Annotated in this window: 14 protein-coding genes; 1 reads left to right on the top strand and 13 read right to left on the bottom strand. The window is 34.1% G+C overall.

Annotation, left to right across the window (positions count from 1 at the left end):
- Positions 1-314 precede the first annotated feature (314 nt).
- A complete protein-coding gene (locus tag BUB56_RS17495; RefSeq protein ID WP_110942550.1) occupies positions 315-515 on the bottom strand; it encodes a hypothetical protein in 201 nt (66 codons plus the stop codon).
- Positions 516-792: 277 nt separating this feature from the next.
- The gene (locus BUB56_RS17490) at positions 793-1,701 is read right to left on the bottom strand and encodes a hypothetical protein (protein WP_242946425.1); all 909 of its coding nucleotides are present in this window, start codon (positions 1,699-1,701) and stop codon (positions 793-795) included.
- 257 nt (positions 1,702-1,958) lie between these two features.
- Here BUB56_RS17490 and BUB56_RS17485 point away from each other — a divergent pair, with 257 nt between their 5' ends.
- The gene (locus BUB56_RS17485) at positions 1,959-2,255 is read left to right on the top strand and encodes a hypothetical protein (protein ID WP_110942549.1); all 297 of its coding nucleotides are present in this window, start codon (positions 1,959-1,961) and stop codon (positions 2,253-2,255) included.
- Positions 2,256-2,389: 134 nt separating this feature from the next.
- Here the strand turns inward: BUB56_RS17485 and BUB56_RS17480 are convergent, their stop codons facing one another.
- From BUB56_RS17480 to BUB56_RS20010, 11 genes are all read right to left on the bottom strand, one after another.
- A complete protein-coding gene (locus BUB56_RS17480; protein ID WP_110942548.1) occupies positions 2,390-3,127 on the bottom strand; it encodes a DUF1444 family protein in 738 nt (245 codons plus the stop codon).
- A 172-nt stretch (positions 3,128-3,299) separates the two neighbouring features.
- Entirely contained in the window at positions 3,300-3,881 is a 582-nt protein-coding gene (locus BUB56_RS17475; RefSeq protein WP_110942547.1) for a DUF7686 domain-containing protein, read from the bottom strand.
- Between the two features lie 42 nt (positions 3,882-3,923).
- The gene (locus BUB56_RS17470) at positions 3,924-4,814 is read right to left on the bottom strand and encodes an ADP-ribosylglycohydrolase family protein (protein WP_110942546.1); all 891 of its coding nucleotides are present in this window, start codon (positions 4,812-4,814) and stop codon (positions 3,924-3,926) included.
- Positions 4,815-4,837: 23 nt separating this feature from the next.
- Complete coding sequence (locus tag BUB56_RS17465) at positions 4,838-7,825, bottom strand: type I restriction endonuclease subunit R (RefSeq protein WP_110942545.1); 2,988 nt, start codon at positions 7,823-7,825, stop codon at positions 4,838-4,840.
- A 16-nt stretch (positions 7,826-7,841) separates the two neighbouring features.
- Positions 7,842-9,677 (bottom strand): DUF262 domain-containing protein, encoded by a 1,836-nt coding sequence (locus BUB56_RS17460; RefSeq protein ID WP_110942544.1) that lies wholly within the window; start codon positions 9,675-9,677, stop codon positions 7,842-7,844.
- Between the two features lie 2 nt (positions 9,678-9,679).
- Positions 9,680-11,014: a restriction endonuclease subunit S gene (locus tag BUB56_RS17455; RefSeq protein ID WP_110942543.1), complete on the bottom strand. Its 1,335-nt coding sequence runs from the start codon at positions 11,012-11,014 to the stop codon at positions 9,680-9,682.
- Positions 11,011-13,038 (bottom strand): type I restriction-modification system subunit M, encoded by a 2,028-nt coding sequence (locus tag BUB56_RS17450; protein ID WP_408606965.1) that lies wholly within the window; start codon positions 13,036-13,038, stop codon positions 11,011-11,013. The genes BUB56_RS17455 and BUB56_RS17450 overlap by 4 nt, the downstream gene beginning before the upstream one ends.
- Positions 13,039-13,226: 188 nt before the next feature.
- The gene (locus tag BUB56_RS17445) at positions 13,227-14,894 is read right to left on the bottom strand and encodes a hypothetical protein (RefSeq protein ID WP_110942541.1); all 1,668 of its coding nucleotides are present in this window, start codon (positions 14,892-14,894) and stop codon (positions 13,227-13,229) included.
- Between the two features lie 280 nt (positions 14,895-15,174).
- Positions 15,175-16,002, bottom strand: a complete 828-nt coding sequence (locus BUB56_RS17440) for a hypothetical protein (RefSeq protein WP_110942540.1) — start codon at positions 16,000-16,002, stop codon at positions 15,175-15,177.
- Between the two features lie 300 nt (positions 16,003-16,302).
- Positions 16,303-16,446, bottom strand: a complete 144-nt coding sequence (locus BUB56_RS19565; RefSeq protein ID WP_190014686.1) for a hypothetical protein — start codon at positions 16,444-16,446, stop codon at positions 16,303-16,305.
- A gap of 636 nt (positions 16,447-17,082) precedes the next feature.
- Positions 17,083-17,304 (bottom strand): aspartyl-phosphate phosphatase Spo0E family protein, encoded by a 222-nt coding sequence (locus BUB56_RS20010; RefSeq protein WP_242946424.1) that lies wholly within the window; start codon positions 17,302-17,304, stop codon positions 17,083-17,085.
- Positions 17,305-17,613 lie beyond the last annotated feature (309 nt).

Raw genomic sequence — 17,613 nt, 5'->3', positions numbered from 1 at the left:
AACTTTTTCCTTTATATAGATTTTTAAAACTGATAAAACTCAATTTTGAGGGTCTAAATTCATTTTTTAGATCTTCATGAATAATTCAGGTTTAAGATATATCTCAAAAAATATATTCAACTTTTTGAGATACTATTTAAGGCCTTTAATCTATAATTTCATATAGTACACTTTTTGAGACAATAAGATACTATTTCTTTTTATGCATAAACCAAATACCACCAATACTGACAATGGTAATACAAATAATCATGGTAATTGTTAAATACATCATGCTCAGTAAACCCCCTAACAAAACAGAGATAAGGTTTCCCTTATCCCTGCTGCTTTAACATTTTCCACTCTCTTCTGTTGTCTAAAATAACAAACCCTGTGACTATTAGAAACGGTATTATTCCCAGCCATCTGTATTCGAAAAATGTTTTTTCGAATAAATAGTAAAGCAAGAAAAATACTATATATGCAACTGCGGTTGGTATTACTATATTAAGCATAATATTTATTTTCTTTTTCATCGATAATCATCCCCTCTGTAATATAAATTTATAAGATAATTGTAGCGCGCACAAAAAAATTTGTCAGGTCCAAATTTATAAAATTTCATGGATTTGTAATAAAGTCTGCTAAAATCTTTGTCGCCTTAAAACACTTTCAATTCCTTGAAACTTAAGTCTTTCCCTATCTTAACTAATATACATATATTATTAATAGGATTAAGGACATAAGGTGTTAAAAGGGAATAGGAGAAATACGGCTTATAGGTACGATAGTAATCTAATAAGATTTTTTATTCTATTCGATGTTAAATATCATTTTCTTTAGTTCGTCTATACTGCAAATGCTGGTCACCCTCTGAAGCCATTTCATTAAAGTGTTCTCATTCTTTTGTTCTGCTATAGCATTATAGATGTCATCAGGTAGGAGATTAAATTTCTCTAAGAGTATTATCATAATTGATTCCCGCATTCCTTCCTTCTTCCCTTCGTCCCTAATCCTTATTCCTACCTCCGTATCCATGAGATATTCCTCCACAACATCAACCACATTATTTCCAATAAATCTTGATGCAATTTCGGTTATTACTGTCATGTAAGCCAGTCGTTCTTCTTCATCTTTTATAGTCTCTATTAAAAACATAACTTTTCTAAGTGCTTCACTGAAGGATATCGAATGCTTCATAAATGGAAGAAATGACAGATTCAATCTATCTCTCTCATCAAATAGACTGCCAGAACTAATTTTTTCACTTAGTTCTTCATATACTTTTTCCCCATCAATCTCGAACAAATCCACTACCTGAACTTCATAACGTACTGAGCCAAAACACTTGCCTTTTTTGCCATTCTGAGCGCTTCCATAATTCAAAATAACTGTTCTCACCTGCATTCCATATTTTAAAACTATACTCATATCATAAATTAACATGCTATGGAAATCAGGCTGTATTTCATTATTCATAATTTCAATATGAAGAATCGAATCATCTCCCAGTAAAAACATTAGAAGTGGCTTTTTATAATTCTCTATCTGTTCCACTTCCACTATTTCCTTTATCCTTGGCAACCTTAATCCAATTCCCTTAAAGGACAACTCTTGGAATATCCTATTAAATCTTTTTTCAGTAAAACCTTCTCCCCGAAAGACTACTCCCATATCCATCACCTCTAACCTTGATTTTATTGCCTCAAATTTTCTTTTCAAAAATAAAAAGCACATTCTCCTTAACTACTGCCAGCATAAACTGGCTGTATAAAGAGAATGTGCTCTCCGTCTGTGTCACTAACGGTATTGTAGCGCAAATAGATAAAGAAAACAATCTATTCTATATATTATTGTAGTCTGCCAAATTTACCTTAGACCAATATCATTTCACCCTACAAAAACTTTTACCTCTTCTAATTTGACTTTCCATCTATCTGTGGCTATAATGCTTCAAATTTCGTGAAGGAGTGGTTCAAATGATAAACTTAGAAGTTTTCAGGCTGGAACTGAATTACCTGAAGCAGGTTATAAAGGATATCATAGGAGATAAGGCTTCAGGGGAATTAGGTGAAGCAATTGAATTATTAGTACTATGCTTCCTTAATCCTAAAAACTATGATACTTATTGCCTATCCAACCTCCAAACAGTTGAACAGTATTTAAATCAAATTCAGCAAAAATTAACACCTTATGAACATAAACAAATGCTTAACAACATCCCTACAATAAGAAATTTTCTAGAGAAAGTAAAACTTGAGATGTCCATATCCTAACAAAATTCATATTTCCATATCACCTTTTTCATATATTACTTTTCATATTATATAAATTTGTTATCTCTAAATCAATTGGAATAAATCCTTGTAATCCCCTTGAAATAATACTTTTCCCTAATTTCCTTTATCCTTTAATATCTTTCATCAATAATATCAAATATTCCATTCTTACACCTGTAAACCTTGTCTGAAACCTTATTCGGGTCATTATCTATCATAATCAGTGATTCTATAATTTTTATATATTCATGGCATAATTTACCCACTATTAGCGTAGTAGCAGAAGGAATTGCAAAGAGATAATCCCGCCCTATCTTTTTGCATATCTGATTCTGTAGTGCAGTACTTAACAACAGGGTCGAGTTATAATCTGTTGTAAATTTCAAAGTATATATTTCCAGCACCTTGTCTAATTTAACTAAGGGATTTCTCATTTTATTTAAATTTTCCCATGCTGCTTTTTTCACCATATCAAAATTCACATCATCGGTTTTTAATACAAATCTAAAAACTTCTCCTGCATCTGTAACATAAAGTGTATCTAAATCGGCAAAGGCTTCCTCTCTATAAAAATCTAAATCTTTTTCTCCTTTCCCAAACATCCTACTCTTTAGCATCGGGTAAACATTGGTATAGTCAATTTTGAATTTATATTGGTTCAAAATGTCACTAATAATTCTAATATATGATGTTAAAGTTTTTCCATAATCCTTAATTTCCTGATATTCCCTATAAATACTACTAACAGGTATAGACACACTGTTTGGGTCGGACTCTACAACAACATACTTCCCCTGTAAACTGGCTTTAGGAAACGTTTTATTTAAATCATAAATTATCTTCCTTGAAAAATCAGCAATAGTAAGCATTTCATACCTCCCCAATAACTATTTAAAACGCAAAAAGCATACTCTCTTAACTTCTTATTCCAGCATCTGCTGGCTGTAAGAGAATATGCTCTCATTCTGTATACTTATATTCTAAGTTATATTATAGGTAAGCGCAACCTTTTTGTTATAATTTAATATTGCGTATATAAACTTACTCTGTAGGTTCAATTATTTCTAATCTAAAGTTCCATCCTTCACAAGACATCATAATCCTACCGAATTCTTCTAGGCTATATTCCTGTCCATCGATAATAAATTTTGGTGTTCTGTCATCATATCTATCATCCCATTCAATACGCCCTTCTACTATATTCCCTTTAAAAGAGATAAGTTCATGTCCTTGAAATACTTCTCTTTTTATGAACTTTTGTGATAATCCTTTTCTTATCTTTTTATAAAGCCTTTTTAAGGCATAATTTGAATCTTCTTCAAAATCCTGATGTACCTCAAAGGAATATCCTATTTTATCTACCCCTGTAAACTCTACCGCTTCCCAACAAATACCTGTTGGATGAATTTTCTTTCTTATTTGAAAGCGGTGTTCTATTCCATCGCAGTCTGTAAAAGTTGCTTCTTTTTCATAATCTTTATAATCTTCAACTCCAAGTATATCTGCCATGTATCTATTGTAGCAGTCTTCACATATAGACTGAGACGGCTCATCTTCTTTTATAGTTAGAACTACCATGCCATAACCACTGGAGTTTTTACCACACCATTCACACCTATTCATGCAAATTCTCTCCTTAAAATCACCTTGAATTACCCCTGGTTCCTATACTTTCCTATTACCCTTTATCATCCTCTTCGCAATAGAAGTTAACTGCTCTTTTACCAATATCTTTTCCTTCCACCTGTCAGGGATAGCATCATAGCCGTAATACACTCCAGCCATTCCACCTGTAATTGCGGCTATAGTGTCTGCATCTCCTCCAAGGTTGGCCGCTTCACATACAGCATCCTCAAAAGAAGAAGTATTAATAAAACACCATAGTACACATATCAGAGTATCAAACACGTATCCTGTTGGCTTCAGTTGGTCTTTTGATAACTGAAATACCTGCTTATATTCTCGATATTTTTCGATATGTTCCCTTATAGGTGGTATTTTAGGCTTATCATTAAGGTACTGGTAAACTAGCAGATTATAAAACTGGCAGGCATCTGTTGCTTTTTGGTCATAATGAGTAAGCACGCTTTGAGAAGCAGTTATCTCCAGCATTTTTTCAACATCAATGTAATATAAAGCAACTGGCAAGCACCTCATAAGTGAACCATTACCGGCACTCATTCCACCTGTTGCCTGATGAGCATAATAGGCAGTTTTCATCCAGTCATTGCTTCGCTTGTATTCACCAAGTGCAATTCGGATAATGTTGCCTATGTCCTTGGGTTTACTATCATACCATTCAATAAAGTGTTTTCCGATATCTTCGATAGGATTCTCTGGGTTATCCAGGATGCCTTCTGCGACAGCAATAGTCATGATTGTATCATCTGTCACTTCTCCAGGTGCTAAATCCCAACAGCCTCCACCAATAACGTCTTTTAAATATCCATACTTCTTTTCAATCTCATCTTTTGACATGAATTCCAGCGTTCCACCCAGAGCATCACCACAAGCGACCCCAAAAAGCCCTCCGAGTATCCGTTCATATCTATCCATTCAGATTCCTCCTATAACATCTGCTAAGGCCTGCTGTTTAACTTCTCATAAGTCTCAATCAGCATATACTCCATAAGAGCATTCTTAAATTGCTCATCGTCTAAAACACGGGTAAAGAATGCCTGGTTCTGGTCCATTCTATCAATCACTTTATTAATAAACACTTTCTCAAAAGCAAGCCTAAAGTCGTCAATGGTATTTGTTTTAGCCTTTTGAACCAAATCTTCATCAGCAGCAAAATCCTCTTTTATTTGCTCTACCGATAATTGGTCCGCTTTTGTGAAATTAGTTCCAAACCGCTTATTAAGACGCTCAATAATGCTGGACAGATATTCTTCCTGTTCTTCCTTTACCCCAGTTCCTGCAAATTTCACAGGTGTGACTGGTACATTTTCGTCTTCAGGGGTTAATGAGATGCTCCCTTCAAATGTCTTTTTAGCGGTATAATACTCTAAGGCAATTTCATCTGCCAGATAAACAGTAGAGCCCTTTTCTCTCGGCAGTTTTTTAAGCAAGTACGTCAAATATACATATAACTTATGAAGTTCAACATCTTCAAAAGGCGTTATTTGAAGAATGAATGAATAAAGCCTTACGTATTTCATTGCCTGGCTGCTAAAATCCTGCTTTCGCTGTTCATCCAGTTTCTTAAACCTTTCTACAGCCACATCTATAAAGTGGTTTAGCATTGCCCTGTCTTTAGAAGTCTTTTTATCCTTGGGTTTAAAATATATATAAGCAAATTTATCCAATTCCTCTTTCAGATACACGCCATAAGCATTGAGCATAGTTTCAATATCATAAAGCAGGTTAGGTTCTGTCACTTCTTCCACAATAGTTGCCTGGTAATAGGGCTTGAAGGCTTCCTGAATATCCTCTGCCTTATTTACAAAGTCAAGGATAAAGGTATCATCTTTTCCTGCACAGGTTCTATTGAGTCTTGATAAAGTCTGTACCGCCTTGACTCCTGACAACTTTTTATCGACATACATTGTATGTAAAAGGGGTTGGTCAAATCCTGTCTGGTACTTTTCTGCAACTAAAAGCACCTGGTACTCATCGGTAGCAAAACGTTCTGGAAGTTCTGATTCCTTAAATCCGTTCATATCACTTTCTTTATAATCTACACCACCATCTTTTACCGTTCCCGAAAAGGCTACCAAGGTTTTCATATCCCTATAACCCTTCTTTTTGATATACTCATCGAAGGCATGCTTATAGCGTACAGCATGGAGTCTGGAACTGGTTACAACCATTGCCTTGGCCCTTCCGCCTATTTTATGCCTGGTTACGCTCCTGAAATGCTCCACCATAATTTCAGTCTTTTGAGCAATATTGTGTGGATGGAGGCTTACATATCGTGTTAATGCTTTGGTGGCTTTTGCTCTGTCAAAAGTGGGGTCTTCTTCAATTTTCTTTGCCAGTTTAAAGTAGGTTTCATATGTAACATAGTTTTGAAGCACATCTAGAATAAAGCCTTCTTCAATTGCCTGCCTCATAGAGTATAGATGAAATGGATGGGGCAGTCCGTCAGGCCCTATCGTTCCAAACATTTCAAGAGTTTTTGCTTTAGGTGTGGCCGTAAAAGCAAAGAAACTAATATTCGGCTGTTTTCCCCTTTTCTTTATTGTTTTTATAATTTCCTCCTCAGGGTCATATTCCTTGCCTTCCAACTCTTCATCCAGTTTTACTGCTTCTTCCAGGCTATTGGCAGATAGAACTTCCCTTAAAGAAGCCATATTTTCTCCTGCACTGCTGGAATGAGCCTCGTCTATAATGACGGCATACTTACGATTTTCCAACTCTCCTACCTTTTCAATGATAAAAGGAAACTTTTGCAGGGTAGAGATAATAATTCTGGTTCCACTTTTCAGTGCATCAGCCAATTGATTTGAGTCTTTATCTATTTTCTGTACAACTCCGTGTTTATGCTCTAATTGATAAATACTGTCCTGCAACTGCCTGTCCAAAACCCGCCTGTCGGTAATGACAATCACCGAATCAAATACAGGCATGTCTTCATCATCATGAAGATTAGCAAGCCTGTGGGCAAGCCATGATATAGAGTTGGTTTTTCCCGACCCTGCGCTGTGCTGCACAAGATAGTTTGTTCCTACTCCCTTCTCCCTTGCATCGGCTTCCAATTTCCTTACTGAATCCAATTGGTGGTATCTTGGAAATATAACGGTTTCCGATGTATAGATATTGCCGTCAATATCTTTCTTTTCTTCTGTCTGGATAAATACAAACCTCTTTAGTATATCCATCAGACTGTCTTTTTGAAGTATTTCTTCCCAAAGATAGGCAGTTTTAATTCCATCAGGATTGTCTGGATTCCCTTTTCCTCCATCACAACCTTTATTAAATGGAAGGAATGAAGTCTTATCTCCTGAAAGCCTTGTAGTCATATAGGCTTCTTGAGTATCTACTGCAAAAAATACAATGGCTCTTTTTTTAAACTGGAACAATAATTCATTAGGGCTTCTATCTTTCTTGTACTGCATTATTGCATCTTCATAGGTTTGACCAGTAAAAGGATTTTTAAGTTCTAACACAACAACGGGAAGTCCGTTCACACAGATGAGCATGTCAATACTGTTTTCGTTCTTGGTACTGTAGTGTACTTGCCTTGTGACGGATATCCGATTCTTCTCATAGAGTTTTACTGTTTCTGTATTTAATTTGCTGGCAGGCTGAAAATAGGCAAGGTCCAAGTATACGCCATAATCCTTAATCCCATGCCTCAATACATCAATCATGCCACGGTTATTTAGTTCCGTATTGAGTCGTTTTAAAATTTTAAACTTATACTGGTCTTTATGAATTTGCCTTAACTTATCCATCTTTTTCGGTTGAGTATCTTCTAAAAAGTCAAAAAGGATTTTGGTATCAAGGGCAAATTCTTTGTTATAGTCGTCAGGGTTACCCTTGATATATCCAGACTTCAGAAGATGCTCCTCAATATACTCTTCAAATCCTCTTTCTAAAAGTTCTTCAGGAGTTTTAGCCATTTCTCTCACTTCCTTACTAACTATTTGCTAATACATCAATTTTATTTACATCCCATATCTTTTTGCATATCTCTTTATAGAGGAATTGCCTTTCAATTAGTTCTGCCTTATTAAATTGTGCATATGGTTTAAAGGGTAACTGTGTATTATTCATAAAGCGTAAAAATAATGGATTATTATTATAACAATTTTGATTTAAAGTCCGAGCCAGCAGGTTTTCACTGTCGTACTTGATTACTTTCTTACTGTATTCCATATCCTGCAAACTTCTATTTTTATCTTTAGGAAGTATTAATAGTCCTCCAAACCTATTTCTAAAATCTTTAAACTCGTCTTCCGTTGAGAAATCTGCTTGATGGTTTCCCTGAGTATAATCGTCAGCCCAAATATGCTCTATATCATATGGATTTTTTTGTTCTCTATTTACATAGTTGGCAAAATTGCTGTTGATGCCGCTTTGTTCCTCTACATAATAGGTCATTCTTGAGAGAATATGGAGCATATATCTTCTTGTAAACTGATTTAAATAAAAACCATCAATTCCATCAAGAGTATATCCCATATTATTTATGTATTGCTTTAATATTGCTGTCAATTCCTGTATATCCTTGTTGCGTATCATTTTTGTAATATTGAATACCGTATATTTGATAGAAGAATAATCCACCGTCTTAAAATTGAAAATCCTGATGGATATAAATTGGTCAATAAAGCAGGAAACCATTTTGATTTTTTTATTAACAACATCCTGGGTATCATCACTTTTTATTGCTGATAATATGATTTGATACTGCAGCGTAAATCCTCTATCTGCATTATAAAACACATGCTCATAATCCTTATTAAACTTGCGGGAGTAATCCTTTAAGCGAATATAAATATCAGCATACATCCTAAAGTTTTTAAGTATAAATTTTTCAAAATCTGCACTGCTGTTTAAGCCTATAACAGACTTATTCTCTCGGACCCATTTATGGAATGTTGTTCCGATAATATCAAAGTCCTTGTTCTCTGCATCCTTTTTACCTTCCCTTATAGTTTCTGCATACTGGGCCCTTAACCAGTTCTTTATAAAGTCAGCATCTCCATCCTTTTCAATTTCTTTTAATTGTACAATTTTATTCTTCCATAAATCATTTGCCTTATTTCTGATTGTATTATCATCTATTTCGGAAAGAAGGTAGCCCTTTAACATCTCCGTTGGCGTGAGCCTCAATCCCCTGTCATTCATTGTTACAAAAACCTTATGAGCATCCTGCTCCGAATCAGCCCTTATTTCTACAAGACTCACATTGTCTATTAACCATTCAATAAATACTGGCAGGGAACTTCCTTTTAATTCATCAGGAAAAATCCGCTCAATATCTTTATATCGATTGTAAAGGTTAATAACACTCTCTGACTGCTCATTGGTGATATCATAATCACCTGTTTCAAATAGAGATGCTAAACAAACCTCCCTTTCTGTGACATTTATGCAAAAAGTCTTTTGGCCGTACATCTCTGAGTAAATCAAGTTATCAATATTGACTTTAGGCAGACTCGTCTGCTGTTTTTGAAGATTGTTTAGGTAAATGAGGAGCAGCGTTAATGAGGATAACCTCTGCTGTCCATCTATAATTGCATTGTCATTGGTAAGGATAATGGGACCTAAGAAGTAGTCCCCATAATTCCTCACATCCATCTGCCTGTCTCCGTCCTTATAGAACTCATTAAACTCGTTGGTTAAATCCTCTATAAGTTCTTCAATCTGCTTGGTTTCCCAGTTATATTCCCTTTGATAGTACTGAACCGTGTATTTATTATTCAGCAGTGTACGGATATTCACTGCATGGGCTGTTATTTTGTTCATCCTTATATCACCTCGACTTTGTCCGCAAATTCCCTTACATCAATTTTACCTGTTACTATTTCAGATATAAGGGATTGGCGGTATTCTTTTAGTTTTTGGATTTGTGCTTGTATATCATTTACCAATTGGTTAATCTGCGTAGTGCAATTATCAAGATATTCTACAATATACATTTGCTCATCTCTATCTGGTAATGCACATTCTAAAGCACCAATGTCAGAAGCATTAACTGCAGGATAACTAACTCCTACTGACCTACGAACAATCTCATTAACATATTTTTCTGACCTCATTAAATAAAATAAATATTTCGGAACAACCTTTGATAGGGGAGTTAAGACTGCAAATCCTGTCGAACATATTAGGTTTGATTGAGCATTTTCAATAAAGGCTATTGCTTTCAAATATGTACGAACTGTGGATACTATGGTATCCCCCTTATATAAAATTCTTCTGGCTCTACTAGGTGCATCTTTAAAATTTAAACTTTGAACGCCATCAATTTCACCTATTGATGTTACGCTACTTATGTCAATATATTCTATTTCATAGTCGTCATCTGTACTTTCGCTTAATGTTTTATTATTAATTAATGATTCATACTTTATCTTTGAAAGTCTCCAATGCTCTGGTATCTCTCCTATCCACTCAATACCTGAATCCTTCATCTTAACATTCTGATTAAGCCCTTTGGTAACTGCTTCAGTTATAATTGCTTGCCGTTTTTCCTGTAATAATTCAATCAATTTTTCCTTATCAGCAATTAAACCATCTATTCCGGCGGTTTTTAGGTCAAGGAAATTGGCAATGGCTTTTTGTTCGTTTATTGAAGGTGTCAATAATTCAACCACTGACAAACTACTATTTGATAATTCTAAAAAAGTAGTCCCTTGCCCTAAAACATTTAAATAAAAACTTATGCTATGCATCCAATAATAAAAATACTTATTATTGATTACTTTAGTAGGGACTAAACTTTTACACCCTTGATTAGTACATAGCGGTACTTCAGCAATAGCAACATATCCTATTGGTGCCCTAGTAGATATAACAATGCTACCTTTTGGCACTATTCTTGCTGAACAGTTATGCAATCCATCTTCTGTGATTTTTCTTTCAGAATCCACTATACACGCTTCAGTTAACTTACTTAAATCATTTGGTGTTACCCAAACAATTTCTCCATTCCAATAACTTTCTTCTGAACTGCTCGGTGTCCCTCCATTTATAATTTTAAATATTCTCTTCAGAGGAACTGTTTCCCATTCCTCTGGAATCTCCCCTATCCACTTAACCCCAGAATCCTTATACCTTTCATACTTCTTATACTGTCTCATTCACCCATCACCTTCTTCAATTTCTCTGAAATACTCTTTTCCAGTTCTATAATTTCTTTCATAATCTCCTCAGAAGGTCTTAGGGGCTGATATTTATAAAAATGCCTTGTGAAAGGTATTTCATATCCTATTTTAGTCTTGGTTTCATCTACCCAAGCATCAGGTACATGAGGTTTTACTTCACTCTCAAAATATTCATGTATATCTTCTTTTAAAGGTACATTTTCAGTATCCCTCAAATCTGGGTCTGGCTCAGGATTACCCTTGCTATCCACACAAATATCTGCTGTTTCATCTTTTTCGGATAAAGCAGACAGGATAGACTTTAAAAGTGTACTATCCAGTTTAATATCATTGTCTTTAAAAACCTTCTTCAGTACTTTTATAAATTCATCTCTATTTTTATATAGAATAGTAGAGTCCATTGTTCTTAAGACTTCTATTATTTGCTGTTGTATTTTCTTACCTTCTTCTATTTCTTTAAGCCCTGCTGTACCCTTTTTCTTTGACTTTGCAAGATTATTAAAGGCTGTTTCATTATATAAATTATTAATCCTTTCTTCAGTTACCTGGAAATTAAGCCTTAAAGGCCTCTCTACAACTATCTTCTGATATCCGAAATCTTCGTTATCAAAAATCTTGCAGTATTCGTTCTCCTTAAATTCACCGTATATCCTCGTAATTTCTTTTATCTGTTCTTCAGTGATTTCATTTCTTTTGTTTCCAAGGCTTTTTCTCATTTTTTGATAGAAATCTACTGCATTAACCAACTGTATTTTACCCGTCCTTACAGGCCCCTTCATTGGGTCATTATTTTTACGATTGGTAACTATCCATATGTAGGTAGAAATACCTGTGTTATAGAATAACTGGTCAGGCAATGCAATAATACCTTCCAGCATGTCATTTTCAATTATCCAGCGCCTTATTTCCGATTCACCTGAACCTGCATCCCCCGTAAACAAAGGCGAGCCGTTAAAGATAATAGCAATACGGCTGCCTTTTTCGTCCTGTTTCATTTTGGATATCAAGTGCTGCAGGAATAAAAGGGAACCGTCCGATATTCTGGGAAGCCCAGCACCGAATCTGCCGTTAAAGCCTTCTTTCTCATATTCTTCACGAATAAACTTCTCTGCTTTCTTCCATTCAACACCAAAAGGTGGATTGGTTAGCATGTACCTAAAGGTTCTTCCCCTATGTCCATCTTCAGTAAAACTATCTCCTAAAATGATGTTATCTGCATTTTGTCCTTTTATGAGCATGTCGGATTTGCAGATACTAAAGGACTGGGGATTTATCTCCTGCCCAAATAGTTCAACCTGTATCCCAGGATTTAATTCTTTGAGGTATTGCTCTGCAACTGAAAGCATGCCTCCCGTACCCGCACAGCAGTCGTAAACAGTTACAACAAGCCCTGGCTGCGTTAATTCATCGTTATCTTCATTCAGGAGAATATTTACCATGAGCCTGATAACCTCACGAGGGGTATAGTGGTCTCCTGCCTCCCCATGTTCTGAAAATCTTCTAATCAATTCTTCAAATATGTACCCCATTTCGGTATTGCTTACCACATCTGGATGCAAGTCTATCTTGTTAAATTCTGATACCACGAGGTAAAGCAGGTTGTTATCATTAAGTTTTGTAATCTGCTTGTCAAAGTCAAAATGTTCTATAATTTCCCTGGCGTTCTTGGAAAAACCGTTGATATAATTTCTTAAATTGTTTGCGATATTATCTGGGTCAGCCAATAACTTTTCAAAATCATATTTGCTGGTGTTATTAAATTCCTGCTTTGATATTCTATTTAAAACAGGGTCCATGTTTTGGAGCCCTGATTTCTTTAAGGTTTCATACTTTTCCAATACTTCCTGCTTAGTGGCTGCAAGGACGCAGTCAAACCTCCTGAGTACGGCCATAGGCAGTATTACATCGCCGTATTGTTCTTTCTTATAGGGGCCTCTTAGTAATTCTGCTATACTCCATATAAAATTCACTTTATCTTGAAAGTTAATCAACTTTATCACTCCTATGTATTTCACAATTTGGGTATATTAAATTCAGCATTAATATCTACATACCAAATTATATCATCTATACTTTAATATTCTATATCTTTTTAGGTTTTCATTTGCAATTTGCATACTGCATCTTATATAGGGTGCAATGCTGTATATAAAGAAACATGCCAAAGGTATGTATAATTAGTCCTTTATTATGCAATAATAGGATTTCTCAAAGACAATGCCATATAAAATAGTTCATCTAAATACAGCATCAATTTTAATGAATTTATTTCAGTATCATAGTTAACAGCCTGTCCATGAAATATTTTGTGTCTGCTAAAATCATGTACTCCATCTGGTTTTTCGGGATTAAATCTGACATAGAATGAATCCATACAATTAAAAGCATAACTAACAATAAATCCATCTAGTTCCTTTGCTTTCTCTTTAAAATTGTAATACAAGATACCAAATTTAAATGCCGTTACATCATAATTTCCCCTCATAAAGTCTCGAATGATGCCTTCAATCATTAGCGCCCATACTGGAACTGATAGGGAATACATTTCTAATTTATGAGCATAGAAAGCATCTTTAACCTTCTTTTCCCATTTATTAAAATACCCTAATTCATTCCATTCGTTTATTATCTCTTCAAGTTCTTTGTATTCACCAGATTTATAATAGTCAGATATTATTTTATCTACATCTTTCTGCTTTAGAGTTTCTTTATTTTTATAGATATAGTTAATTATTTCTATGGGAAGGGAACTAATAAACCACCATCCAAATTGGAGCATGGTTTTTGCCTTTTTATTTAAATTATCGCTAATATTTTTTCTTGCAAACAGAATTTGCTGTGTCTCCAATAAAAACGGTCTTATATTGCCCATGATATCCTGCTGCACATTTGCAAAATTAAATAACTTGTCATGATGTGTGAAGTTAAGTATTTTGTTTAATTCTGCTCCAAATACTTGCATATGGCTCTGAATGCCACTATTCATGACATTTCTAAGTGCTTCTTGACTTTCTAATGCCGTTCTAACATATTCCATGTTGATTGGCTGTAATATATCCCTTATAGCATTTATTTCAGAATAATAGTTTTTAATTGTTTCATTAATAATACTCGTTGTTGGCACTAATACAGACTGCATTTCTATTATCGATTTATTTATACTCCTTTGTATCGGGTTAATAACTTCCATATATGTACCTATCATATTCCCCATCTTACTTGCAGTAGCCGCCAATTCCGTCAACGCAGAATTGCCTATAATGTTTTGATATATTGCTATATCAACCAAAGGAGGTCTTACTGTTTCTGTTATTCTACTTAGTTTTGATACTAACTCTATGCCTGGCAGTAAGTTTTTATAGTAGTCAGCAAAATCTAATTTAGGCTTTAATTGCTCTGCTACTTTTTTTATATGTTCTCTATACTTTTCTGTTTCTTTTTTATGTATCAAATAGAATTTTTGGAAGAAGTCATCTGTTTCTTCAGATACCTCTTCGGCAAATCCTTTTAAATAGTCTGAACTATTTATTATTTCTTTTCCTACTTTTTGCAAGTCATTATCTGATAAACCCTCTATGTCGTCTAAACCAAGAATAGGGAAGTCATCTTCTTGGTAAATAACTTTTTTATTATTGTTGATTATCTTCAAAACCATTGTGCAGAATGATTTTCTATAACTTTCTGTTTCTTCAAAGGCCTTTTCATAAGCGATTGCAGCATTCATGCTATAATAAACAGGTATTTTTAATTCTCTGCCCTTCCAATTTACAGGTACCAATTTTATCGCTCTTTTATGGGCTTCTATTATATCTTCTACATTTGTTATTTTCTTTACATCTCTAGATTCTTTTTTCACAGATATCACCCTTTGTCCAAATACTGTTAATTCCATTTTACGACATATCTTTATAATCCTCAACAGAATTACGGCATTTTATCGACCATTAATTTGTTATAATAAAAGCACATCTCTTAAGGAGTGTGCTTTTATTTGGACTACTTATCAATTATCAGCAATAAATAATTTGTTATAGATGTTTTATTCAGTACATATTTTGTTTGCAGAAGGTGCATTTTACCTAATGCTGCCTTCTGCTTTTCTTTTACTAGGGGTCTTTTATTTTCTTTACTATATTTTAAATTAATTCATCTATACGCTTCATCAGTGTGTTTTTCCCTAGATAGTTTTCAATAAATATTATAGAAATCGGCTTATCTTCTTCATCATTTATTAAGTTCTTAATTGATGCATCATATCCTTGCTTTCTATACTCCTGAATTTCTGCTTCGATTGCATCAATGTTTGGTATGTTAATCGCTCCTGTATTAAGGACCTTATACTCAAGCCATTCTCTCGGAATAATTTCAAAACCTGGCAGTTCCCTCTGAGCCCTTTCGTATATATATAAAATATCTGCTTGACTTGTTGTATTGGAAAGGTTCTTTAAACTATTGCTTCCATATCCTTTTGTCCAAATTATCATTTCTTTGTTCCATTCAAACTTCTTCAAACAATAATCTTGCAATATATTTCCTTCGTCTTGCTTTAGTCTTGTTTGTCTATTTCTTTCCCATGATAATAATTCTTCAAATGTCATGGGTTTACTAAAGAACTTAATGACTAGATTCCCTGTACAGCATCTACATTCTTCATCATAATCGTAGTATTCTGTTGGTATGCCGGTAACTTCGAATTCACCCATTGAATTCATGAATTCTTTAATGCAGTAAAACCCTATATTATAGCAGTCTTTATCATATTTACATTCTTCCAAATATGCAATTTCATCATTGCCTACTACAACTTGAATACTTTGGAGCATGCCTTTGCTAACAACACTATACAGTTCCACCTCTCTGCCATCTTCAGATAGAAGATAATTGACTTTGATTAGTCTTTTACTTGTTCTATTCTTAACCGTCTTTTTATTTTCAGCACTAATTACCATTTCTAATTGTCTCATGGTTCATCTCTCCTTTTATTTTTAATATTAAATTCATATTTCCTTTTTTTATTATGCTGGAAGTGCTCTACTAGTGGAGCACCCAGTCATTCCTCACAAAATGTTTTCTAATCCACTTTTACAGTAAATTTATTATGCTTCTTCTAATTTATCTGCAAAATACTTCTCAATTACTTCATTGCAATCATTTTTTTCAAGCCATTCATATGCTTCCTCTGGTTCTAAAGGAATAATACCTTCGGTCCCCCATCCACATCCATAACCTGACTCTCCATACTTTGATAAGGCACCACCTGAATATCATAGGAACATATTGCCTTTTTTGGTTATATATAATTCTTCATGCAAATAATTAAAGTCATCATTGCCAAGACTATTCCAGTATTTGCCCAATAATTCCGCCGTTTCTGTATTATAAACTTTACGATTAATTATTTTTTTCATATTTCATTTCTCCCTTGCTTTTTATATAATACTATTAACAAATTTATTTTTATAAATTTCCACTGTAAAAGGGGCATTCGGCAAAATGCCTCTTTTACTTCTTTGGTACTTGGTGCCCTAATCCTTACCATAGAATCATCTCCTTTTCCGACCCTCTATTATTGAACATAACACATGTTTTTAAAAAGTAAGGTGATTTGCAAGATTTTAAAAAACTTCTTTAATAATCCATATCTCGTTTTTCTCCCCTTCTATTTTTGAGCATAACACATGAAAAATAGGCAGAATGGATTTTTCATAGGTCTTTAGTCCTATTTTTATATATTTTTTAAAAACTTTTTCCCTTTTCTTAATAACTGACACTATTTATGCTTAAATTTGGCATCAAAAAACTGTCTACTAAAAAAGTAGACAGTTTTTCAAGAAAAGGATGCTTGTTGAAACCACTATTAGATGGGCATACCTTATATATAATTGGGTATCCTTGTCAAGTTTATTTTTTTATATCCTTAGCCCTTTATCCTTAAAACCTTAACCCTATAATTATGTATATTAGTGGAGTTAGGGTAAAGGCTTAAGTTACAGGGGTTTTGATGGATTTTCATACCACAAAAAAGATAAGATAAATAAAACATATTACTTCTTTCCCAAATAATTTACAATAAGTTTATCTAACTTCTGACTTAGTTCTAATATCTCTGTACTAGTAAATATTTTGCTCTTTCCATCAATTTTTCTGTTTAGTTCATCTCTTATTTCTCTAATTTCCTTTGCTAAATTATTAACTTCATTATTCTGTCCTTTTTGTTCTTTCTTCTTTTCCTTTTCTTGTAAGATAAATATAGGGTTAGGGCTCAAAAACCCACCCGAATGTTCTTTGACAACTTTAAATCTATTGTTCAGATGAATCAGTGACACCAGACATTGAATTTTTTAAACATCGTGCTATAATCTCTTTGTCAGAGAGATAGATGTGCATTCCTCCTGGATCCCTTCCATAGTAGAGGCTTATCCGTGAAAAAGCGTGTCACTCCACAAGGACGATTCGATGTTTAGCTGGTTGGGCCACCATTTGGTGTTACCCGTTTCAAATGCAAGGTTGTTTGACGTTCTTCTTTTAGTGGATGCTCTGATTCATTCTGTTTGAAAGGTTGTGCTCTTATGTCT

Source organism: Geosporobacter subterraneus DSM 17957, assembly GCF_900142145.1.
In the GTDB taxonomy this organism is placed as follows: Bacteria; Bacillota; Clostridia; order Peptostreptococcales; family Thermotaleaceae; genus Geosporobacter; species Geosporobacter subterraneus.
This window is presented reverse-complemented; position numbering and strand designations above follow the sequence as displayed.

Excerpts from the sequence above, each read along its gene's own strand:
- BUB56_RS17495 (WP_110942550.1), bottom strand. The coding sequence starts at position 515 with ATGAAAAAGAAAATAAATATTATGCTTAATATAGTAATACCAACCGCA.
- BUB56_RS17485 (WP_110942549.1), top strand. The coding sequence starts at position 1,959 with ATGATAAACTTAGAAGTTTTCAGGCTGGAACTGAATTACCTGAAGCAG.
- BUB56_RS17480 (WP_110942548.1), bottom strand. The coding sequence starts at position 3,127 with ATGCTTACTATTGCTGATTTTTCAAGGAAGATAATTTATGATTTAAAT.
- BUB56_RS17475 (WP_110942547.1), bottom strand. The coding sequence starts at position 3,881 with ATGAATAGGTGTGAATGGTGTGGTAAAAACTCCAGTGGTTATGGCATG.
- BUB56_RS17470 (WP_110942546.1), bottom strand. The coding sequence starts at position 4,814 with ATGGATAGATATGAACGGATACTCGGAGGGCTTTTTGGGGTCGCTTGT.
- BUB56_RS17465 (WP_110942545.1), bottom strand. The coding sequence starts at position 7,825 with ATGGCTAAAACTCCTGAAGAACTTTTAGAAAGAGGATTTGAAGAGTAT.
- BUB56_RS17460 (WP_110942544.1), bottom strand. The coding sequence starts at position 9,677 with ATGAACAAAATAACAGCCCATGCAGTGAATATCCGTACACTGCTGAAT.
- BUB56_RS17455 (WP_110942543.1), bottom strand. The coding sequence starts at position 11,014 with ATGAGACAGTATAAGAAGTATGAAAGGTATAAGGATTCTGGGGTTAAG.
- BUB56_RS17440 (WP_110942540.1), bottom strand. The coding sequence starts at position 16,002 with ATGAGACAATTAGAAATGGTAATTAGTGCTGAAAATAAAAAGACGGTT.
- BUB56_RS19565 (WP_190014686.1), bottom strand. The coding sequence starts at position 16,446 with ATGAAAAAAATAATTAATCGTAAAGTTTATAATACAGAAACGGCGGAA.